The organism is Paenibacillus pini JCM 16418 (assembly GCF_000576305.1).
Classification (GTDB): Bacteria; Bacillota; Bacilli; order Paenibacillales; family Paenibacillaceae; genus Paenibacillus_AQ; species Paenibacillus_AQ pini.
The window spans coordinates 1-22225 of the sequence record NZ_BAVZ01000014.1; the positions used below are offsets into that span (position 1 = coordinate 1).

At 42.2% G+C, this 22225-nt stretch carries 19 protein-coding genes and 3 pseudogenes; 21 read left to right on the forward strand and 1 reads right to left on the reverse strand.

The window, feature by feature from the left end; all coding sequences use genetic code 11:
- From JCM16418_RS25050 to JCM16418_RS17165, 3 genes and pseudogenes are all read left to right on the forward strand, one after another.
- A pseudogene (locus JCM16418_RS25050) lies at window positions 1-761 on the forward strand (DNA ligase); the annotation flags it as partial.
- Complete coding sequence (locus JCM16418_RS17160; protein ID WP_036651411.1) at window positions 758-1063, forward strand: EscU/YscU/HrcU family type III secretion system export apparatus switch protein; 306 nt, start codon at window positions 758-760, stop codon at window positions 1061-1063. The pseudogene JCM16418_RS25050 and the gene JCM16418_RS17160, both read left to right, overlap by 4 nt.
- The gene (locus JCM16418_RS17165) at window positions 1060-1443 is read left to right on the forward strand and encodes a YraN family protein (protein WP_036651414.1); all 384 of its coding nucleotides are present in this window, start codon (window positions 1060-1062) and stop codon (window positions 1441-1443) included. The genes JCM16418_RS17160 and JCM16418_RS17165 overlap by 4 nt, the downstream gene beginning before the upstream one ends.
- Before the next feature lie 102 nt (window positions 1444-1545).
- Here JCM16418_RS17165 and JCM16418_RS17170 read toward each other — a convergent pair.
- Window positions 1546-3128: pseudogene (locus JCM16418_RS17170) on the reverse strand (YifB family Mg chelatase-like AAA ATPase).
- Between the two features lie 231 nt (window positions 3129-3359).
- Here JCM16418_RS17170 and JCM16418_RS17175 point away from each other — a divergent pair.
- The 18 genes and pseudogenes from JCM16418_RS17175 (at window position 3360) to JCM16418_RS17260 (ending at window position 22223) form a co-directional block, all read left to right on the forward strand.
- Complete coding sequence (locus JCM16418_RS17175; protein ID WP_242403887.1) at window positions 3360-3827, forward strand: MarR family winged helix-turn-helix transcriptional regulator; 468 nt, start codon at window positions 3360-3362, stop codon at window positions 3825-3827.
- Between the two features lie 223 nt (window positions 3828-4050).
- Window positions 4051-5211, forward strand: a complete 1161-nt coding sequence (sucC, locus tag JCM16418_RS17180; protein ID WP_036651417.1) for an ADP-forming succinate--CoA ligase subunit beta — start codon at window positions 4051-4053, stop codon at window positions 5209-5211.
- Window positions 5212-5247: 36 nt separating this feature from the next.
- Entirely contained in the window at window positions 5248-6177 is a 930-nt protein-coding gene (gene sucD, locus JCM16418_RS17185; protein ID WP_036651420.1) for a succinate--CoA ligase subunit alpha, read from the forward strand.
- Between the two features lie 133 nt (window positions 6178-6310).
- Window positions 6311-7420, forward strand: a complete 1110-nt coding sequence (dprA, locus tag JCM16418_RS17190; RefSeq protein ID WP_172679246.1) for a DNA-processing protein DprA — start codon at window positions 6311-6313, stop codon at window positions 7418-7420.
- 36 nt (window positions 7421-7456) lie between these two features.
- Entirely contained in the window at window positions 7457-9562 is a 2106-nt protein-coding gene (gene topA / locus JCM16418_RS17195; protein WP_036651426.1) for a type I DNA topoisomerase, read from the forward strand.
- A 19-nt stretch (window positions 9563-9581) separates the two neighbouring features.
- Window positions 9582-10922: an FADH(2)-oxidizing methylenetetrahydrofolate--tRNA-(uracil(54)-C(5))-methyltransferase TrmFO gene (gene trmFO, locus JCM16418_RS17200; RefSeq protein WP_036651428.1), complete on the forward strand. Its 1341-nt coding sequence runs from the start codon at window positions 9582-9584 to the stop codon at window positions 10920-10922.
- A 17-nt stretch (window positions 10923-10939) separates the two neighbouring features.
- Window positions 10940-11482: an ATP-dependent protease subunit HslV gene (gene hslV, locus JCM16418_RS17205; RefSeq protein ID WP_036651430.1), complete on the forward strand. Its 543-nt coding sequence runs from the start codon at window positions 10940-10942 to the stop codon at window positions 11480-11482.
- Window positions 11483-11496: 14 nt separating this feature from the next.
- Window positions 11497-12902: pseudogene (hslU, locus tag JCM16418_RS17210) on the forward strand (ATP-dependent protease ATPase subunit HslU).
- Window positions 12903-13286: 384 nt separating this feature from the next.
- On the forward strand, window positions 13287-13694 hold the full coding sequence (flgB, locus tag JCM16418_RS17215; protein ID WP_036651432.1) for a flagellar basal body rod protein FlgB: 408 nt from the start codon (window positions 13287-13289) through the stop codon (window positions 13692-13694).
- Between the two features lie 5 nt (window positions 13695-13699).
- Window positions 13700-14149, forward strand: coding sequence for a flagellar basal body rod protein FlgC (flgC, locus tag JCM16418_RS17220; RefSeq protein WP_036651434.1), 450 nt, complete (start codon window positions 13700-13702; stop codon window positions 14147-14149).
- 40 nt (window positions 14150-14189) lie between these two features.
- The gene (fliE, locus tag JCM16418_RS17225) at window positions 14190-14498 is read left to right on the forward strand and encodes a flagellar hook-basal body complex protein FliE (RefSeq protein WP_036651436.1); all 309 of its coding nucleotides are present in this window, start codon (window positions 14190-14192) and stop codon (window positions 14496-14498) included.
- Between the two features lie 38 nt (window positions 14499-14536).
- Complete coding sequence (fliF, locus tag JCM16418_RS17230; protein WP_036651438.1) at window positions 14537-16120, forward strand: flagellar basal-body MS-ring/collar protein FliF; 1584 nt, start codon at window positions 14537-14539, stop codon at window positions 16118-16120.
- Between the two features lie 11 nt (window positions 16121-16131).
- Window positions 16132-17148: a flagellar motor switch protein FliG gene (gene fliG, locus JCM16418_RS17235; protein ID WP_036651440.1), complete on the forward strand. Its 1017-nt coding sequence runs from the start codon at window positions 16132-16134 to the stop codon at window positions 17146-17148.
- Complete coding sequence (locus JCM16418_RS17240; protein ID WP_036651442.1) at window positions 17141-17989, forward strand: FliH/SctL family protein; 849 nt, start codon at window positions 17141-17143, stop codon at window positions 17987-17989. Before fliG ends, JCM16418_RS17240 begins: the two co-directional genes overlap by 8 nt.
- A complete protein-coding gene (gene fliI / locus JCM16418_RS17245; protein WP_036651445.1) occupies window positions 17976-19295 on the forward strand; it encodes a flagellar protein export ATPase FliI in 1320 nt (439 codons plus the stop codon). The genes JCM16418_RS17240 and fliI overlap by 14 nt, the downstream gene beginning before the upstream one ends.
- 9 nt (window positions 19296-19304) lie before the next feature.
- The gene (gene fliJ, locus JCM16418_RS17250; RefSeq protein ID WP_036651448.1) at window positions 19305-19748 is read left to right on the forward strand and encodes a flagellar export protein FliJ; all 444 of its coding nucleotides are present in this window, start codon (window positions 19305-19307) and stop codon (window positions 19746-19748) included.
- Window positions 19749-19793: 45 nt separating this feature from the next.
- Window positions 19794-20723 carry a MotE family protein gene (locus JCM16418_RS17255; RefSeq protein ID WP_036651450.1) on the forward strand — a complete coding sequence of 310 codons (930 nt, stop codon included), beginning with the start codon at window positions 19794-19796 and terminating at the stop codon, window positions 20721-20723.
- Window positions 20724-20768: 45 nt separating this feature from the next.
- On the forward strand, window positions 20769-22223 hold the full coding sequence (locus JCM16418_RS17260; protein WP_052020470.1) for a flagellar hook-length control protein FliK: 1455 nt from the start codon (window positions 20769-20771) through the stop codon (window positions 22221-22223).
- Window positions 22224-22225 lie beyond the last annotated feature (2 nt).

The following is a 22225-nucleotide window of genomic DNA, read 5'->3' on the forward strand; positions in this document are numbered from 1 at the left end:
CCACAGGTGCGCCCCAGACGACCCAACCGAGCGCAACGCCTACGGGTGTTGCGCTGCAAGCTGCTGCCTCACAACAAGCGGCAGCCCCAATATCCCCGGGTCTGGAGCATCTGACCCGCGCTTCAGCACAGCAAGGAGTTGCTCATAGTACGGCGGCGGCTCTAAATGATATAACAGCGGTGATCCACTCGGAGCATTCGTTGTCTGCTGATGGTGAGGATACGCTTAAGGGCGTGCTCTTACAGTTGGTAAGACGGGATGACGTACCTCCAGTACTAAGAGAAGCGGCGCAACAGTTGATTCAATCTTTAACGGGTCAGCAATTGTTGCTGAATACAGATCGCACGGCTCCTTTTGCTCAGGTCACTATGTTTATCCCCCTTAACGGACCGGATGGCCAAGAAACGGCATCTGTACAAATTCAATCACGGCGTGGTAAAAAAGGCGAATTAGACGCTTCTAACTGTCATTTATGGTTTGATCTGCAAATGAAGCATTTGGGACAAACCTTAATAGATGTGCAGGTCGTTGATCAAATTGTAAGTTTGAAGGTGCACAATGATAATGATTGGGCTGCACCTTTACTCGAAGAACGTAGAGACGAAATTTCTAGCGCTATGGAGTCTCTAGGGTATCATTTACTGACTTTGAAAGCAGGACCGCTACCCGTGCTAGCTGCTAAAAATGCAGATGGTATAACATCCCCAAACGCTTCGGACTTCGTTCCTCAAACATACAAAGGGGTGGATATGCGAATATGAGTGATAAGCCGCAAGAGCCTTCACCTCGACTGAAAAAAGCGGTAGCGCTCAAATATGCTCCGGGAGAATCGGAAGCCCCTATTGTGGTTGCCAAAGGGCGAGGGAAAATAGCAGAGACCATTCTAGAAAGAGCTAAAGAGCATGGTGTCCCGGTGCAGGAAGATGCAGCTTTAGTGGAGGTCTTATCGAAGCTGGATTTGGATCAGCAGATTCCACCCGAGCTATACCAGTTGGTTGCTGAGGTATTAAGCTATGTTTATCGTGCGGATCGGATGGCTCAAGAAAGGGAGAAGCTGTGGTGACGGATGGAACTCATCGTAATGACAATCGCAAACAAAAGGGGGCTGCTGCAGAAGAGGCGGCCTACCAATATTTGCTCTCTCAAGGCTATCTTCTGAAGGATAGAAATTGGCGTTGCCGCAGTGGTGAACTAGATTTAGTGATGGAGTATGATGACTGGCTTATTTTCATCGAAGTTCGAAGTAGGGGCAGCAATGTCCGCTATGGGACAGCGGCGGAATCGGTAGATATGCGTAAAATCAGACAGGTTCGCGGTACAGCTGAAGTATACCTACATTATAAACAGACGAAGAATAAAAATATTCGGTTTGATTTCATCGCGGTACAGTTTAATGCAGATCTTACGATAGCAAGCCTAGAGCATATAGAGAACGCTTTTTAAATTAGGACACTTAATACTAAAATCCAAAAAGACTTCCGAAGAGTGTTAAATGGAAGTCTTTTATTTATTATAAGCGTTGCACTTACAGTGAAAAGGATCTAACTATTCATTCATCATAATCTGCGCCCGGTCCAAATTACGGTACTGAATGGCTTCAGCGACATGCGACGATGTAATGTTCTCTAAGCCATCCAGATCGGCAATGGTTCGTGCCAATTTAAGTATTCGGTCATAAGCACGCATGCTCAGCCCAAGTACTTCAATGGTCTGCCTGAGCATGTCATGTGTAGAAGAATCAAGTTTGGTGAAGTGATGGAGTGAACTACCAGATAACTCACTGTTCCATCCAAATGGGAGATGTTTATAACGGATGACCTGCCTGGCATGCGCCTGATCCACTTGTTCACGCATCTCCGCTGACGATAAACTCAATTTTTCACGCGTCCATTCTCGAGGCCGTGGTACATCCACATGTAAATCCATTCGGTCCAGTAAAGGGCCGGAAATTTTGGAGCGGTAGTGAGCAATTCGCGAAGCACTACAAGTACAGTGATGCTCGGGGTGATCACTACCCATATATCCACAGGGACAAGGATTCATGGAGGCTGCCAGCATAAATTGAGCCGGGAAAGTATGCACAGCACGAGCGCGGCTAATCGTAACGGACTTATCTTCAAGCGGCTGGCGCAGCACCTCAAGCACTTGACGTGTGAATTCAGGAAGTTCATCTAAGAAGAGAATTCCGCGATGAGCTAGACTAACTTCCCCTGGTTTGGGGATGGATCCTCCACCAATAAGTCCACCTGGAGAAATCGTATGATGCGGCGAACGAAATGGACGCTTGCGAAGCAATCCGGAAGAGGGCTCCTTCAGTTTACCTGCTGCGCTATAAATTTTGGTCGTTTCAAGTGCTTCTTGCTCAGTCATAGCAGGTAGAATCGAAGGGAGACGCTTAATAAGCATCGTCTTACCGGTACCAGGAGGTCCCATCAGAATGATATTATGCATTCCAGCTGCTGCAATCGTTAGTGCGCGTTTCACATGTTGTTGTCCAAGCACATCCATGTAATCCTCAGATATGTATAGTTCTGGCTGTTCCACCGGTTTAGGGTGCATTTGCAAAAAAGAGAGTGAAGGAATCGATACTGGATTACCTGATGAATTCCTTGTAACTTTGGAATTTTCCACATCTTTGAGTAACTCTTGTAGATGATTTATTCCATAAATTTTAATATCTTCAATGAGAGTCGCTTCAGCAGCGTTTTCTCTAGGAAGCAGCACAGAGCGGAACCCTTCTCTTTTGGCGCGATCAATCATGGATAATACACCCGTTACAGGCGTAAGCTTCCGTCTAATGCAAGCTCACCAATCAGAAGTATATCTTCAGCTGCGGGAAGTTTAATCTGGCCACTTGTCGTTAGAATGCCGAGGGCTATAGCTAAGTCAAAGGCAGTTCCTTCTTTTCTTAGATCAGCAGGAGCTAGATTAATCGTTACACGCTGCATTGGGAACGTAAACCCACAATTTTTAATGGCGGCTCTTACGCGTTCCACGGCTTCTCTTATTGAGGAATCTGGTAAACCAATAATAGACGTCTGCGGGAGACCATTGGCAAGATCAACTTCAACCTGAATGATGACACCATCGATTCCATATAAACAAGAACTGAACATTTTTCCATACATACGCAAAAGCACCTCTTTATCAAATTAGACATGACCACAATCCTGAATTGGACTTGCGGTATGTGATTTGAAAAAAAGGTGCTTCCCCATTTTCATTTGTTTATGATCAGTTAATATAATTCTACCTAAATTGTAAAATTGAAGTAGCTAAAAGTCAAGAAATGTAACTAAGGACATTCATGATAATATAATTGCAGTATGATATTATTAGATTATAAAGGCAGGTGATGAATGAAAGATGAAGCAATTACGCCTATGCCTCAATTACAACTGGAGAATCAGCTGTGTTTCACCATCTACGCTTGCTCGCGGGAAATTACAAAGCTATATCAACCTTACCTTGACAAGCTGGGGGTGACATACTCGCAGTACCTTGTTTTGTTAGTATTGTGGGAGCGCGGTTCCTGTACCGTATCCCAGCTGGGGGAGGCTTTGTATCTGGACTCGGGTACCCTTACACCTTTACTCAAAAGAATTCAAACTGCAGGTCTGATCGTCCGAGAACGTTCAATTCAGGATGAGCGCAAAGTTATTATCACACTTACCGAAGCGGGCTTGAAGCTTAGAGATAAAGCTCAGAGCATACCGGAATCTATGCAAAAGGATATTTGCATTAGTAGCGAAGAATTTAACGATCTTCTGACTCAATTCAATCACTTGTTAGAAAGAGTTCATGAGACGAATAGGAAGCATAAATAATTGATGATATAAATATAAAATAAGAGTTTACATTCTATAATTAACATATTTTTCCAAACATTCGCAAAGAGGGATTAAACCGATATCAAAATACTGTGGATCATTTGGTCATATTATAAGGTATGCATATCAAAATCATGTTACAATTGTTTGGGTTTATAAATATTTTCCATTGACCATAACCCACCTTGTGGCAGTCATGTTGATAGGAGGATTCCATTAAATGAATATCCATGAATATCAAGGAAAGCAAGTTTTAAAAGCGTATGGAGTTGCCGTTCCTAACGGAAAGGTTGCGTACACGGTGGAAGAAGCAGTAGAAGCCGCTAAATCATTAGGCAGTCCGGTTACGGTTGTCAAAGCGCAAATTCATGCAGGCGGCCGGGGTAAAGCTGGCGGCGTTAAAGTTGCTAAGAACCTTGACGAAGTCCGTGCGTATGCACAGGAAATTCTCGGTAAAGTATTGGTAACACACCAAACTGGCCCTGAAGGTAAAGAAGTGAAGCGTCTTTTGATTGAAGAAGGCTGTGATATCCGTAAGGAATATTACATCGGTGTCGTTGTTGACCGTGACACTGGCCGCGTCGTTTTGATGGCTTCCGAAGAGGGCGGTACTGAAATTGAGGAAGTGGCTGCAGCTACTCCTGAGAAAATTTTCAAAGAAGTTGTCGATCCAGTTCTGGGACTGCAGGTATTCCAGGCTCGCAAACTTGCTTATGCGATTAACATTCCTAATGAGCTGATTAACAAAGCAGTACAGTTCATGCAGGCATTGTACACAGCATTCGTTGAGAAAGACTGTTCGATTGCAGAGATCAACCCGTTAGTCGTTACAGGTGATGGCAACGTTATGGCACTAGATGCCAAGCTTAATTTCGATTCCAATGCATTGTTCCGTCATAAAGACATTATGGAACTACGTGATTTGGATGAAGAGAATGAGAAGGAAATTGAAGCATCTAAGTATGATCTGAGCTACATAGCTCTTGATGGTAACATCGGTTGTATGGTTAATGGCGCAGGTCTGGCTATGGCTACAATGGATATCATCAAATACTATGGTGGAGACCCAGCTAACTTCCTAGACGTAGGGGGCGGTGCTACAACAGAGAAGGTAACTGAAGCATTCAAGATTATCTTGTCTGATGAGCAGGTCAAAGGTATTTTCGTTAACATTTTCGGCGGCATTATGCGTTGTGATGTTATTGCTGATGGTGTGGTTGAAGCAGCTAAACAGCTTGGTTTAACACGTCCTCTAGTTGTGCGTTTGGAAGGAACAAATGTAGAACTAGGCAAGAAAATCCTTGCTGAATCAGGTCTGAATATCGTAGCTGCTGATTCTATGGCTGATGGTGCTCAAAAAATTGTCTCACTCGTAAAATAGTACCTTTTTAAATACGACAGGGGATGTGAACGAATCGTGAGTATTTTGGTTGATAAAAATACAAAAGTCATTACCCAGGGTATCACTGGTAAAACCGCCCTTTTCCATGCGAAAGGTGCGCTTGATTACGGAACTCAAATGGTAGGCGGAACTTCACCGGGTAAAGGTGGTTCCCAAGTGGAAATTTCGCTAGAAAACGGACAGACGGTTAGTCTACCCGTGTTCAATACCGTTGAGGAAGCAAAAGCAGCTACAGGTGCTACTGCAAGCGTAATCTATGTACCTCCAGCTTTCGCTGCGGATTCCATTTTGGAAGCCATCGATGCGGGCCTAGAACTTGTTATTTGTATTACGGAAGGAATTCCGGTACTTGACATGGTCAAAGTCGCTCGTTATCTGGAAGGTAAAGATACAGTTCTGATCGGACCAAACTGTCCGGGTGTTATCACGCCGGGCGAATGTAAAATTGGTATTATGCCAGGTTACATCCATACACCAGGACATGTGGGTGTCGTTTCCCGTAGTGGAACACTAACATATGAAGCGGTACATCAGTTAACTACTCGCGGCATTGGCCAGTCCTCTGCTGTGGGTATTGGTGGTGACCCGGTTAAAGGATCGGAATTTATTGATATCCTTTCTAAATTCAATGATGATCCGAATACCTATGCTGTCATTATGATTGGTGAAATTGGTGGTACTGCTGAAGAAGAAGCTGCAGAGTGGATTCGCGACAATATGACCAAACCAGTTGTAGGCTTTATTGGTGGGGTAACTGCACCTCCAGGCAAACGTATGGGACATGCAGGAGCGATCATTTCAGGTGGTAAGGGTACAGCCAAAGAGAAGATTGCTAAACTCGAAGAGTGTGGCATCAAAGTGGCTCCGACCCCATCTGAAATGGGATCTACACTTGTAAGTGTTCTTGAAGAACGCGGTATTTTGAACAAATGCACTACTCATTAATTGTTCATAAATAGTATACGCTTCTAAGGTAAGCAACCTTTTATTTTCCAGTTGGGAGATAAGAGGTTGCTTTTTTGTCGTTTTCTAAGTTTGTTTTTTTATAACAAGTTAACAAGGGGGATGTAAGATGAAAATGAATGAACGCTGGATATTGATTGCTTTGCATGAAACATCGGGAATTGGAAGGAAGACCATATCACGGTTAATGAGACAAGGTGTGTTCTCTCAGGACATGCTACATTATAATAGTAGAGATTGGGAGAATCATGGATTTTCCGTTGAACAATCTAATAAACTAAAACAACAAATTTCTACATCTTGGATCGACAAACGTAAAGCTGAGATTGAGTCTCAAGGGATTCAAGTACTAACAGCAATAGATGAGAATTACCCAGTGTTACTACTGGAAAGTCCAGAGCCGCCATGGGTTTTATATTGTAGGGGTCGAACGGATTTACTTCATTCATCGAGTATTGCCATGGTGGGAACTAGAGTGCCAACTGCATATGGACGTAAAGTAGGGACTGAGATTGCCAAAGATTTATGTTCTGGTGGACTCACTGTTGTCAGTGGGATGGCGCGTGGAATCGACAGTGTTTGTCATGAATCGGCACTCGTTTCTGCAGGGAATACAATAGCTGTTCTAGGGACTGCAATGGATACCATCTATCCTCCAGAGAACCGTTCTTTATATGAAAGAATCAAGGATAACGGATTACTGATTAGTGAATATCCACCGGGTACCGCATCTCATCCCGGTTTATTTCCTCAGCGTAATCGAATTATTGCAGGATTATCTTTAGGAGTATTAGTAGTAGAAGCAGATTTGCGAAGCGGTTCTTTAATTACGACGGATGCTGCTTTGGAAGCTGGACGAGATGTCTTTGCCGTGCCAGGACCGATTACTTCACCCAAAAGTCGGGGTGCATTAGGGCTAATTAAACAGGGAGCCAAAATGGTTATCAGCGCGAGTGATATTTTTGAAGAATATGAATCATGGTTGCCAAAAGTAATAGAGAATACATACAATAGCAAAGTACAAAAAGCTACAGATGTACAACAAACCGATTTGACAACAGAGGAGTTTGAACTATACCATGTATTGGAGCAGGGTCCGTTCACATTGGATGAGCTACTGCAGCACAGCCAGTGGGATTTTGGACATTTGCATTCAGTTCTGTTATCTTTAATCATAAAAATGCGGATTACCCAATTACCTGGTGCAATATACAAGATTATATAATAGATAATTCTGATGTTTTGAGAGGAGGATGAGCCTGTGGCGGATTCACTCGTCATCGTAGAGTCGCCTGCTAAGGCGAAGACGATCGGCAAATATTTAGGCAGTAAGTTTATTGTGAAGGCTTCAATGGGCCACATTCGTGATTTGCCGAAGAGTCAAATCGGGGTTGAAGTAGAGAATGATTTCAATCCAAAATATATTACCATCCGTGGAAAAGGTTCAATATTGAAGGAACTGAAGGATGCTAGTAAAAAAGTGAAAAATGTTTACCTCGCAGCTGACCCGGATCGTGAAGGTGAAGCGATTGCTTGGCATCTTGCTCATGCTCTTGATTTAAATCAAGACGAAAGTTGTCGTGTTGTATTTAATGAAATTACGAAACAAGCAGTCAAGGATGCTTTTAAAACACCACGTAAAATCAATATGGATCTTGTCAATGCTCAGCAAGCCAGACGTATACTTGATCGATTAGTTGGTTATAAGATCAGCCCATTGTTATGGAAAAAGGTTAAAAAGGGACTATCTGCAGGACGTGTACAGTCCGTTGCTGTCAAAATCATTTTGGATCGCGAGAATGAGATTGATGCTTTTGTACCTGAAGAGTACTGGACAATTACAGCTCGATTGGGTAAAGGCGATTCCGTTTTTGAAGCAAAGTTCCATCAATTGAATGGACAGAAGAAAGAGCTTACGAGAGAAGCGGATGTTCAAGAAATACTCGATGCCATTAAAGGATCGACTTTTAAAGTTAGCGAGGTAAAGGAAAAGGAACGTCAACGCCATCCTTCACCGCCGTTTACTACCAGTTCGATGCAACAAGAAGCTGCTCGTAAGCTGAACTTTCGTGCTGCAAAGACGATGTCGGTTGCGCAGCAACTATATGAAGGTGTAGAGCTTGGAAAAGAAGGAACAGTAGGTTTAATTACTTACATGCGTACGGATTCCACTCGAGTTGCTGCTTCAGCGCAAGAGGAATTCAAAGTATTTATACAGGAAAAATACGGGGACACTTTTGTTCCAGAAACACCTCGTGAATATTCGAAGAAGGCCGCTAATGCTCAAGAAGCGCATGAAGCGGTTCGTCCTACATCAGTTGAGCGCAATCCTGACTCCGTAAAACAATTCTTAAGCAGAGATCAATTCCGTTTATACAAACTAGTATGGGAACGTTTTGTAGCTAGTCAGATGTCCTCTGCGATTCTAGATACACTTTCTGTGGATATTGCAGTTGGAAATGCAATGTTCCGTGCTTCAGGTTCGAAGGTCCGGTTTCCTGGCTTCATGAAAGTTTACGTTGAGGGTAATGATGACGGTACGACAGATGAAGACAAATTTTTGCCGGTTCTTACAGCAGGTGATAAGTTGAAGAAGCAGGATATAGAACCGAAGCAGCATTTTACGCAACCGCCGCCGCGTTATACGGAAGCGCGTTTAGTAAAGGCTATGGAAGAACTGGGTATTGGACGTCCAAGTACGTATGCTCCAACACTTGAAACCATTCAGAAACGTGGCTATGTGGCAATTGAAGAGAAGAAGTTTATGCTAACGGAACTCGGAGAATTGGTCATTGAACAGATGGAACAATTTTTCCCCGAAATTCTTAACGTTGAATTTACTGCTCATATGGAAGAAGATCTTGACCATGTGGAGGAAGGCTCAGAGGATTGGGTTAGAGTACTTGCCGAATTCTATGAATCGTTTGAGAAGCGTCTCGAATTTGCTGAAGAAGAAATGAAAGAAATCGAAATTGAAGATGAGGTTTCTGACGAAATTTGTGAAAAATGCGGCAAACCGCTAGTTTATAAATTAGGGCGTTTTGGTAAGTTTTTGGCTTGTTCCGGATTCCCTGATTGTCGCAATACTAAACCTATCGTCAAAGATATAGGTGTGACCTGTCCGAAGTGTAAAGAAGGTCATGTCGTAGAGAGACGTAGTAAAAAAGGCCGGATATTCTTCGGATGTGATCGTTACCCAGATTGTGATTTTGTATCATGGGATAGACCGTCCATTAAGCCTTGTCCGAAGTGTGATTCCCTTATGGTTGAGAAACGTAACAAGCAAGGAACTAAGTTACAATGTACATCATGTGATCATGTTGAGATGGTTGAAGATCAGGATGATGAAGAAATCGTAGAATCGTAAAATGTAGGAGGTCATACAAGTGAAACAGGTACCAACAGTGACAGTCATCGGAGCGGGCTTAGCGGGTAGTGAAGCTGCATGGCAAATTGCCAGCCGAGGCGTTCCAGTCAGACTATATGAAATGAGACCCGTGGTGAAAACACCCGCGCATCATACGGATAAGTTTGCGGAATTGGTATGTACCAATTCATTGCGTGCAAATGGTTTAGCGAATGCAGTTGGAGTTCTTAAGGAAGAAATGCGGATGCTGGATTCTATTATTTTACGTTCAGCAGATAAGAATGCCGTTCCTGCGGGGGGCGCACTAGCTGTGGATCGTGATGGATTCTCTGGTGATATTACCGATATTCTGCATAATCATCCACTAATCGAGGTTGTAAATGAAGAACTGCAGCATATACCTGATGATGGGATTGTAGTCATTGCTACAGGTCCTTTGACCTCCCCATCTCTGTCTTCTGAAATTAAAGCACTTATGGGCGAAGAATATTTTTATTTTTATGATGCGGCGGCTCCGATCGTTGAGAAGGACTCCATTGATATGAATAAAGTATATTTAGCCTCTCGCTACGATAAGGGCGAAGCTGCTTATTTGAACTGTCCTATGAATGAAGAGGAATTCAATGCTTTTTACGAGGCATTGATTACAGCAGAGGTTGCACAGTTGAAAGATTTTGAGAAAGAAGTTTATTTTGAAGGGTGTATGCCGATTGAGGTCATGATGAGCCGTGGGAAACAAACTGCGCTATTTGGCCCGATGAAGCCTGTAGGACTTGTAAATCCCCATACGGGGACACTACCTCATGCAGTTGTTCAGCTTCGTCAAGATAATGCAGCAGGTACACTTTATAACTTGGTAGGCTTCCAAACTCATCTTAAATGGGGAGAGCAGAAGCGGGTATTTTCTATGATTCCGGGTCTTGAGAATGCGGAATATGTTCGTTATGGTGTCATGCACCGCAATACGTTTATTAATTCGCCGAGGTTGCTCAAACCTACCTATCAGCTTAAAACGAATGAGAACCTGTTTTTTGCGGGTCAAATGACAGGGGTAGAGGGATATGTTGAATCTGCTGCTTCAGGTCTTATAGCGGGTATCAACGCTGCGAGAGTAGCACTTGGTGAAGAGTGTGTCGTATTACCTGCTACTAGTACGATTGGAAGTATGGCACAATATATTACAACTGCGGACCCAGAACATTTTCAACCGATGAATGCCAATTTCGGATTGCTACCTAAGCTTGAAGTAAGAATGCGTAGCAAAAAGGATAAGAATGAGGCGCTCGCTAATCGGGCTTTGGAAAGTATTTCTAAGTTTATTGACAGCTCCAGTGCGTCACCTGAACATCAGGAAGTATAACAAGGAGGTCATAGAATATGGATTTGTCTTTTCATGCTACAACGATTTGTGCTGTGAGACATAACGGAAAGTCTGCCATTGCTGGCGATGGGCAAGTAACCTTTGGGGAGAGCGTCATTATGAAGACGACAGCCAAAAAGGTACGCCGTCTCTATCGCGGGCAAGTTATTGCTGGGTTTGCTGGTTCCGTAGCAGATGCAATTACTTTGTTTGAAAAGTTTGAGGGTAAGCTAGAGGAACATCATGGTAATCTACAGCGTGCAGCTGTAGAACTCGCAAAGGATTGGCGTCAAGATCGCGTGCTTCGGAAACTTGAAGCGCTAATGATTGTTATGGACAAGAGTGGAATGCTGCTGATTTCGGGTGGCGGAGAGATTATAGAGCCTGATGATGACGTGCTCGCCATTGGTTCCGGTGGTAATTTTGCTCTAGCAGCTGGCCGTGCGCTAAAACGCCATGGTCATGAACTTGAAGCCAAGGATATTGCCAAAGAGGCATTAACCATCGCATCTGAGATTTGCGTATATACCAATTCGAATATCATTGTGGAAGAGTTGTAGTGGGAGGAATGGACATGGATAATCAAACGTTAACTCCAAGACAAATTGTAGCTGAGCTGGATAAATATATCGTAGGGCAGAAACAGGCTAAAAAGTCAGTTGCTGTTGCTTTGCGCAATAGGTATCGTCGCAATTTACTTCCTGATGATATCCGTGATGAAATTGTTCCCAAGAACATTCTAATGATTGGACCACAGGAGTGGGTAAGACTGAAATCGCTAGAAGACTTGCGAAACTGGTTCATGCTCCTTTTGTCAAAATTGAAGCTACCAAATTTACTGAAGTGGGATATGTCGGTCGTGACGTAGAGTCAATGGTCCGGGATCTGATTGAAACATCAATTCGTATGGTCAAACTTGAACGCACAGAGAAAGTGAAGGATCGTGCTGAAGAGCTTGCTAATGAACGAATTGTACATATTCTGGAGCCTTCATCGATTAAGAATAAGTCACAGAAGAATCCTTTTGAAATGATTTTTGGTGGCGGAAACAACAATCAGAACGAACAGGAAGAGGAAAAAGACCAACAGGACAGCGGGCTTGCTGAGCGTCGTCGTAAGGTTAAATTCCAATTGTTGTCGGGTACTTTGGAGAATGATCTAATTGAAGTAGACGTAGAAGACAATACACCTTCAATGATGGATATGTTTGCAGGGCAGGGAAACGATCAAATGGGTATGAATATGCAAGAAATGTTTGGTAGTTTGCTGCCACGTAAGACAAAGAAACGTAAGCTTCCCATTAGAGAAGCTCGAAAAGTACTTATTCAGGATGAAGCTTCTAAGTTAATCGACATGGATGATGTTATTTCTGATTCTATTCAGCGTGCAGAGCAGTCTGGGATTATCTTCATTGATGAAATTGATAAAGTAGCCAGTCATGGCAAGGGTTCTGGCCCAGATGTGTCTAGAGAAGGCGTACAGCGCGATATTCTGCCAATTGTTGAAGGATCAACGGTGATGACAAAATATGGTCCCGTGAAGACGGATTATATTTTATTTATAGCTGCAGGAGCATTCCATATTTCCAAACCTTCAGACCTTATTCCAGAGCTGCAGGGTAGATTCCCAATTCGGGTAGAACTGAGCAGTTTAACTCTAGAGGATTTCGTATCTATTCTAACTGAACCGAAGAATGCTTTAACGAAGCAATACACAGATCTTATTAAAACAGAGGACATTGAAATTGTCTTTGAACCAGAAGCGATTCGTGAAATTGCCAAGATTGCAGCAACGGTGAATCAGAATACGGAAAACATAGGCGCTCGGAGACTTCATACTATATTAGAGAAATTACTTGAGGATCTTTCTTTTGAGGCTCCAGAGCTTACTTTAGAACGAATGGTGATTACGCCAGAGTATGTACGAGAAAAGTTGTCCGATATCGCTCAAGATCGTGATCTAAGCCAATATATTTTGTAGTGATATGATAGAAGTCAGAGGAGAGAAATCGTCTCTCTTTTGCGTAAATCCGAAAAACTAGGACCAAAGATTTGTTGTTTTATCGAATTTTGACTTTGTATGAGACCTTTTTAATCCTGTGAGCCCTTATATCAGGCCGAATTGTTAATAATTTAACAAAAAATGAGATAAAAGCCCTTCTTTCTGAAAAAAGATAGGGCTTTTTTCTTATTGTAATATAACCCAATCTCTAAGAAACTTAGGATATACGACAGCATAGTAAAATTTTCTACTTAAGTCCTAGAAATACCGTTATTTATATATTCTTTTGTCGAAAAAAGAGGATTTGCGGTAAGATGGTGGAAAAATCAATTATACAACTTTTGGAAAAAAGGGGGAAAGCAATTGGACTTATTGAATAGTATGAGTTTTCAACGCATGGAGAGCGGGCTACAAGCTGCAAATACGCGGCAGAAGGTTCTTGCTAACAATATTGCGAATGCAGAAACACCATATTTTAAAAAGTCGGATGTATCATTTGAAAGCCTACTTCAGCAGGAAATTAATGGAGAAATGCCCGAGCTTCGCGGCAAGGTTACAGATTCCCGGCACTTTGCCATTGGACCTATAAGTTCCATTCCTTCGCCAGTAATAACTGTTGACCAGTCCACTGCCATGAATAATAACTTAAATAACGTGGATGTTGATTCCGAAATGTCGAAGTTGGCCGAAAATCAACTGCAATATAATTCATACATCCAACAGATGAATGAACAAATCAAAATGATTCGTACTGTAGTTGAAGGGAGATAAACTCAATGAACATTAGCAGTAGCTTCAATATTAGTGCCTCTGCGTTAACAGCACAAAGACTGCGAATGGATGTTATTTCTTCTAATGTAGCAAACGCAGAATCAACTAGAGCATCGGTGGTTAATGGACAAGCAGTACCTTATCGGCGAAAAATGGTTGTGCTTTCTCCTAATGAATCAAGTTTCTCAGAACTGCTTCAAAATCAAATGAGCGGTCAAAGCACAGCAGCAGGTGTTAAAGTCTCTGCTATCAAAGATGATCAATCAGCTTTTAAGCCTGTTTATAACCCAACGCATCCGGATGCGGACGCAAAGGGCTATGTATATATGCCTAATGTAGATATTGCAAAAGAGATGATAGATATGATTTCTGCTACGAGATCTTATGAAGCAAATGTAACAGCTCTGAATGCGTCTAAATCGATGGTTATGAAAGCTTTAGAAATAGGTAAATAGACACTTGTGAAAAATTAAACATACGTAAGGAGGGACATTAATGATTCAAAACACCTTGTTTTCCACTCAAAGTGTACAACCTTTGAAGGTGCTAAATAGTTCCCAAGAAACTGCTACACCTTCAGAGTCACTTAGCAAATTCGGTGCGTATCTGGAAGACGCCATTAACCAAGTATCTGAGCAAGAGAAAACATCTCAAGTGATGAACAACCAATTCATGCTCGGACAAGTAAATGTTGACCAGACCATGATTGCTTCGGAGAAGGCATTGCTGAGTATACAGCTTACGACGCAAGTTCGTAATAAGGTAATCGAAGCTTATCAAGAAATCATGCGTACGCAAGTATAATCGGATCGAGCTAAGTTTCGGGTGGGGTGGGTGAAGTTGTGAACGAAAGAATCATCCAGTACAAGGATAAGGTCCTACAATACTGGAATCAATTTAGTAAAAAACAAAAAGTGTTATTTATATCAACTTTTGCTTTTATTGTTATAGCGATTATCGTGATGACAATGCAATTTTCTAAGACCGAATACGAAGTAGCGTTTCGTGATTTGAATTCAAGTGATTCAGCAGGAATCATGACTTATCTGGACAGTAATAATATTCCATATAAACTTGGTGTGGATGGTAAAACAATATCTGTGCCGAGTATACAAGCAGCTAAAGTTAAAGTTGATGTAGGTTCGCAGGGGATTATTCAGAACGGATCCATCGGTTTCAGAACATTTGAACAGAATTCATCTTCTATAGGTACAACCGATAGTGAATTCAATGTGAAATATAACAATGCGTTGAACGGTGAGATTCAGCAGTTGTTGACTAGCATGAGCGGCATAGCAAACGCAAAAGTTCTTGTTAATCTTCCTAAAGAGAGCGTATTTGCGGGTACGGATGACGCTAACAAAGCTTCTGCTTCCGTTGTAATAACATTCAAACCTGGTTATCATCCTAGTCAAGAGGCGATTGATGGATATTTTAATCTGGTGAAGACATCTGTACCCAATCTTCCTGTAGAAAACATAACGGTAACGGAAGCAGATAGTAATGCGGAACTGCTTGCTACAGCTAAGGGGGGATCTGGTGGACTTGTCAACAATGTTGAAGAGAACTTCGCACTTCAAAAGAAATTCGAGAATGAAGTTCGCCAGAATGTAAAACAATTTCTAAGTCAATTTATGGGCCCTAATAAAGTAGATGTACTTGTTGTTTCTAAGCTTAATTTCGATAAGGTTCAAAGAAAAGAAGATATGGTAACCCCAGTCGATGTGGATAACATGAAGGGGATTGAAATTAGTGTTCAGGAAATTTCTAAGAATTATAAAGGGAAAAGCAATCCGACAAGTGGTGTGGCTGGAACCGGAGCAACTGATGTTCCAACGTATCCAAGCGATTCTTCGACGGGTGATGTAACTTCTGAGGATTTGACTAAAACAATAAATTACGAGGTTAACCGTATTACCAATAATATTGTTGCTAGCCCATATACTGTAAAAGATTTAACCATTAATGTGGCAGTTGAACCACCAGCTGGTCAAAAAAGTGTTGATCAGAAAACAGAGGATGCTATACAGAATATTCTAGTGAATATTGTTAGAGCATCATTGGCTGATTCAGGTACTACATATACAGACGCTGACCTAACAAAAAAAGTTTCGGTGTACTCGCAACCTTATAGTGGAAATGTCAATGAGTCCAAAGGCATTCAGCTTTCTAGTGGGGTGCTATGGGGGATTGGTCTTGCCGCACTTGCTTTACTTGCAGGTGGGGGTTACCTAATATACAGACGCCGCAAACAAAAAGAAGAGATCGAAGAAGATCTTCCTATGTCTATTCCAACTGAATTTCCATCCATTAATTTGGATAGCGTGACGAACGAAAGTCAAGTCCGTAAGCAGCTCGAAACGTTGGCGAAAAGAAAACCTGACGAATTCGTCAACCTGCTTCGAACATGGCTTGCTGACGAATAGAGGTGAATCCATTGGCAAAACCAAACAATCAGGGACTGAGTGGAAGACAAAAAGCGGCAATTCTACTCATTACCTTGGGTCCAGAAGTATCTGCACAAATATTTAAACATTTGCGTGATGAAGAGATTGAACAACTCACGCTTGAAATTGCCAATGTCCGCAAAGTGGACAGTATGGAAAAAGATATGATTATGTCAGAGTTTCATCAAATCTGTATGGCTCAAGAATATATTTCACAAGGCGGTATTAATTACGCTAGAGAGATTCTTGAAAAGGCTCTTGGTACTACAAAGGCTCTAGAAGTGATCAATCGATTGACGGCAACGTTGCAAGTTCGTCCTTTCGATTTTGCTCGTAAAGCAGACCCTAATCAGATTTTGAACTTTATACAAAATGAGAATGCACAAACCATCGCACTCGTATTATCTTATTTACAATTTGAACAAGCAGCTAGCATACTCTCTTCGCTTCCACAAGAAAAACAAGCAGACGTTGCTCGTAGAATCGCAGTTATGGACAGTACTTCTCCTGAAGTCATTTCTCAAGTCGAACGCGTATTGGAGCAAAAACTGTCGGCAACGGTGACTCAGGATTACACGAATGCTGGTGGTATTGAGTCGATTGTAATGATCCTGAATGGTGTAGACCGTGGTACAGAACGTACTATTCTCGACGCACTCGAAATTCAAGATCCTGAACTTGCAGAAGAAATTAAGAAACGGATGTTTGTCTTCGAGGATATCGTCAATGTGGACAACAGGTCGATTCAACGTATTATACGAGACATCGAAAATGCCGATCTTCAGCTTGCGCTTAAAGTGGCTAGTGAAGAGGTTCGTGATGTAATTTTCCGGAATATGTCTAAACGAATGGCAGAAACGTTCAAAGAAGAAATGGAATACATGGGTCCTGTACGGTTGCGTGATGTTGAAGAAGCTCAGACACGTATCGTAGGAACAATCCGTAGATTGGAAGAAGCCGGTGAGATTATCATAGCTCGTGGCGGAGGAGATGACATCATTGTCTAATTTGATTAAATCTTCGCAGTATGTACCCGTTGAGATTCTGAGACAATTAAACTTGGGACATCACTATGCGTCTACCGAAGATAAAGAGACTGAGACAGTGAATGAGCAGGAAGAAACTCCAATCATTCAAGTGGATGAAGAAACCAAGCGTCTACGTAAAGAAATGCTAGAGGATGCCAAAGATTTTGCTGAACGTCAAATACGCGAGGCTTCTGAAGAAGCAGAGCAAATTCTAGGACAAGCTAATGAACAGGTAGCTGCATGGTGGCAAGAACGTCGCGATCAGGATGAGCATTTGGTAGAAGCTCTTAAATCTGAAGGATTTGATCAAGGTTACCGCGAGGGAGTAGAGCGGGCTGAAGAGGAACTGCAGATTCGCATTCAAGAAATGATGACGGAAGCACAGGCTGTATTAAAACAGGCCTACGAGGTCAAGGAACAAATCATCCAAGAAGCTGAGCCTTTTCTTGTGGATCTAAGTTGTGCCATTGCTGAGAAAGTTATTGATAAGCAGCTCTCGCTGGAGCCAGAATACACGGTTGATTTGATTAAGAGAAATCTGCTTCGTAAGCGTGAGCAAGGGACGATCACACTATGTGTAGCGCCTGCTAATTTTGCTTTTGTACAGGCAGCAAGAGAAGAGCTAAGTGTAGCCATTGATTCACAGGCCGAATTGCAAATCTTACCAGACTCTACGGTTGTCGATCGTGGATGTGTGATCCGCTCGTCATTCGGAAGCGTAGATGCAAGAATAGATACGCAGTTGACTGAAATTAAGAAAGAGTTAATCCGCATTGCTCTGGATAATGACGATCGGAGACATCAAGATGAAGATGCCTAGTAGTGAAAGGTATATGGATCACTTGAGAAACATGGATCCTGTTCGTGTGAACGGGAAGGTTACTCAGGTGATTGGTTTGATGGTTGAGTCAGAGGGTCCCGATGCTAGCATTGGAGACTTATGCTACATTTATCCCACTAAAAGTGCGAAGCCTCTAAAAGCAGAGGTAGTAGGTTTTAGAGATAATAAAGTGCTTCTGATGCCTCTTGGTGAACTTCAGTCCATTGGACCTGGCTGTGATGTGGTAGGAACGGGCAAGCCCCTTAGTGTTCAGGTCGGTTCCGAACTGCTTGGGAAAGTTCTTGATGGTCTGGGGCAACCTTTAGATGGTTCATTGATTCCGACACGAATGCCCTACAGTTCTACTTTTAACATACCCTCTAATCCACTTAAGCGGCCAAGAGTACTAGAGCCAATTAGTATTGGTGTTAGAGCGATTGATGGACTTCTTACGATAGGTAAGGGACAGCGGGTTGGTATATTTGCAGGTTCTGGGGTTGGTAAAAGCACGCTGATGGGCATGATTGCCCGTAATACAGCGGCAGATGTAAATGTTATTGCCTTGATCGGTGAACGCGGACGTGAAGTGCTAGATTTTATTGAGAGAGATCTCGGACCAGAGGGTCTTCAAAGATCTGTAGTGATTGTAGCTACCTCTGATCAGCCAGCACTGATCCGCATTAAAGGTGCATTGATCGCCACAACCATAGCTGAATATTTCCGTGACAGAGGTCTTAACGTCATGCTCATGATGGACTCTGTAACACGTTATGCTATGGCTCAGCGTGAGGTGGGACTGGCTATAGGTGAACCTCCCGCTATGAGAGGATATACTCCTTCGGTATTTGCGAGTTTACCTAAACTACTAGAACGAGCAGGAACAGGTCCAACCGGTTCGATTACTGCTTTCTATACCGTACTGGTTGATGGAGACGATATGAATGAGCCAATCGCAGATGCGGTGCGAGGTATTCTGGATGGGCACATTGTGCTTGATCGAGGAATCGCTCACAAAGGTCATTTTCCAGCGATAGATATTTTAGCAAGTATCAGCCGGGTGATGAAAGACATTGCCCCTGAAGAGCAAAGCGAAGCGGCCGATAATCTCAAACGTCTTCTTGCTGTGTATAAGGAGTCGGAAGATTTAATTAACATTGGAGCCTACCAGCAGGGTTCAAATGAGCAAATTGATGAATCAATGGAATATATTCAGGATATTTGGGATTTCACGAAGCAAAAAGTGAACGAAAAAGTGACTTTAGATCAAGCACAAGAACGTTTGATTTCCGAATTTTTGAGGAGATGAACCTAAGGGATGAGATTTCAATATGCGTTCCAGAAAATCGTAGATTTAAAAAGCAACGAGAAAACGCAAGCAGAATGGATGCTGTCCAGCGCTATTGGTAAGCTGCAAGCTGAAGAAAAGACACTACATGAGTTGCTGGACAGCCGCGATTATATGGCTAATCAGCTTCAAGAGGCGGCTGGAACCAAAACTCCTGTCGCCAAAATTCGTGAAATACAATCGTATGTAGAGCACCTGGAACTATGTATTATTCAAAAAAATTCAGATGTTCATCGGGCGAATGATCATGTTAAGAAAGAGAAAATTCATCTATCCGATAAATTACTGGATGAGAAAGTTTGGCTGAAGGCTCGAGATAAGGCCAAGGATTCTTTTGTAAAACAAATGCTCCAGCGCGAGCAGGGAGAACTTGATGAAATGGCAACCGTAAGGTTTGCAATGAGAGCCAGATAATATGGGTTTGACGAAGCAAATGGATGCTCTTGCCTCGGGGGAGGAATGAAAGTGGCTCATAATGATTTTGATTTAGAGAAAGAAACAACAGGGAGATTTGAACGGGTTTTATTCTTCATGATCCCTATTATTTTTACAATTGTACTACTTGTCGTTCTATTAACTCTATTAAATGTAAACTGGCGCAATAACATGTTAGAGTTTGCAAACAAAATCCCTGTTGTTAATAAGTGGGTACCTGAGCCTGATAAGGATCCTGAAAAAACTAAATTGGATGAAAGCAAGCAACAGGTTAAAAGTGCCAAAGCTACAATTGAAGAGCTGAAGAACAAGCTTGCAACGAAAGAGACTGCATTACAAAAAGCGAATGAAGAAAAACAACAGCAGGAAACTAAACTCAAGAACGCGCAAGAAGAGCTTGATTCGATGCAACTTAAAAATCAGTCTCAAACCTCTTCTGATGAAGAAGATGATCCCTATGATAAGCAAATAAAGGATCTAGCTAAAATGTACGCAAATATGAGTCCTAGTAAGTCCGCTCCTATTTTACAGAGTATGACTACTGCTGAAATAGTACAGTTGCTTAGTGCGATGAAAAATGACAGCCGTATCGCCATTTTAGAGAAAATGGACCCGAAAATTGCTGCTGAAGTTACAACGATGCTGAAAGAGGTAGTTTCATCTAGCGACTTAGCTATAGCAGCTTTACAGTCGCGTATTAATAAGAATTCTCCTCCAGCATCCAGTGAAAGCACTGGTCTTGATCGAACTCAGATTAGTCAAACATTTGCAAGTATGCCACCTAAAAGTGCTGCGATGTTAGTATTGAAAACTTATAAAATCAGTCCTGAAAAAGCATTGAAAATTCTGAATTCAGTCACTGATTCTACGCGATCAAGTATTTTGGATGCAATGTCATCACAGGATGCAACAACGTCAGCTGTCATTTTGAACAAGCTTATGAGTACTAAATAATCGAAATCATGTAACTTATGTACATTTGAAAGGAGGTGAAAAAATATGAGCTTAGCTTTTCAAAATGTCACAACAGGTAATGTAAGTAGTTTGAAACCAACGGTAGCTGCTGCATCGGTATCCCCAGGAACGGGGACGGATACATTCGTTAAGTCCTTGTCCCAGATGATGACAGGTGAGGGCAATGCGGCGCTGGCATCGAATCTTCTTTCAGTTGGAACTCTGTTGACTGGGCTAGTTCAAAACGCATCTGATATTGGCTCGGAAACAGCAGATGAATCCTTAGTTCAGGGTTTGACACAGATTATGAATAGCCTGTTGGAAAACGCAAGTAAATTGGATGATGCTATTGCAGCAGACCCTTCCTTAATAATTTCTCTTCAAAGCTGGTTGCAACAGGTTACTACGGTTTTAAATGCTAATCAGGAGCAGGATCCATCGATGTTGTCAGATGAGGATCGTTCTCCGGCAATTTCACAGCTTGCAGAACATCCCGAAACTTTACGGTTTGCTGTCCAGGATGGTTTAGCACAGCTTTTATCAGCGATTCAGTCATCAACATCAAAGGATATTCCAGCTAACGCGCTACAGTTACTCGGATCTTTTCAAAATTTGTTAGTCCAAAATGGTATGGAATCATTATCAAAGGCTTCTTCGACTGAAAATGCCGACCAAATTTCTGAATCACAGCCGATCCCTAGTAATTCAGTTCCCAGTTCATCGAACAGTAGTGAATTGAAGCGTCTTACTGCGATACTGGAAAGTGTGAAGCAAAATGATGCGAAGAACAATACATTACTGGAACCCACCAGAATGTCTCAGCTTAGCAGAAAAACTTCAACGGAGAACATTACATCGTCTCTAACTAGTAATTCAAGCCGTGTGGAAGGTGCATCCATTGAAGAAGTTTCTAGTGTGAATTTTGATGATGTAGTCGATAACCAAACCACGATCACAGCGGGCCAATTGGTTATGAAAGAGGGAATTCAATCTCCTTTTAAAGCAGCAACTGTTCCAACAGTTCCAGTGGATACGTTTTCTAAGGAAATGACGAACTTTGTTATTAATAAGCTGGATATTGTGAAACAGCAAGGTATTACAGAAGCGAAGATCTCTTTGTATCCAGAGCATTTGGGTCAAGTTGATATTAAAATCACGATGCAAAATGGACAACTTATTGCCCAGTTTACTGCAGAACATGCGGGAACAAAAGACTTACTAGAACAGCAAATGAGTCAGCTTCGTTCGTCTCTGCATTCGCAAGGACTTCAAGTAGAAAAGCTTGTGGTTACCCAAAATCAATCACTTCAATCACAAATGTATCATGATGGACGTCAGCCTGGATCGGGACAGCAGCAACAGTCTAATCGACGCTCTAAGGAAAAGGATACAGCTTCAGACGATGCTCTAATTGTGTCTGAGATTGCAGATGAATTGAGTGAGTGGATGGCTATTCAAGAGCAGGAGAAAAATGGCAATTCATTTACAGCAAAAGCATAAGG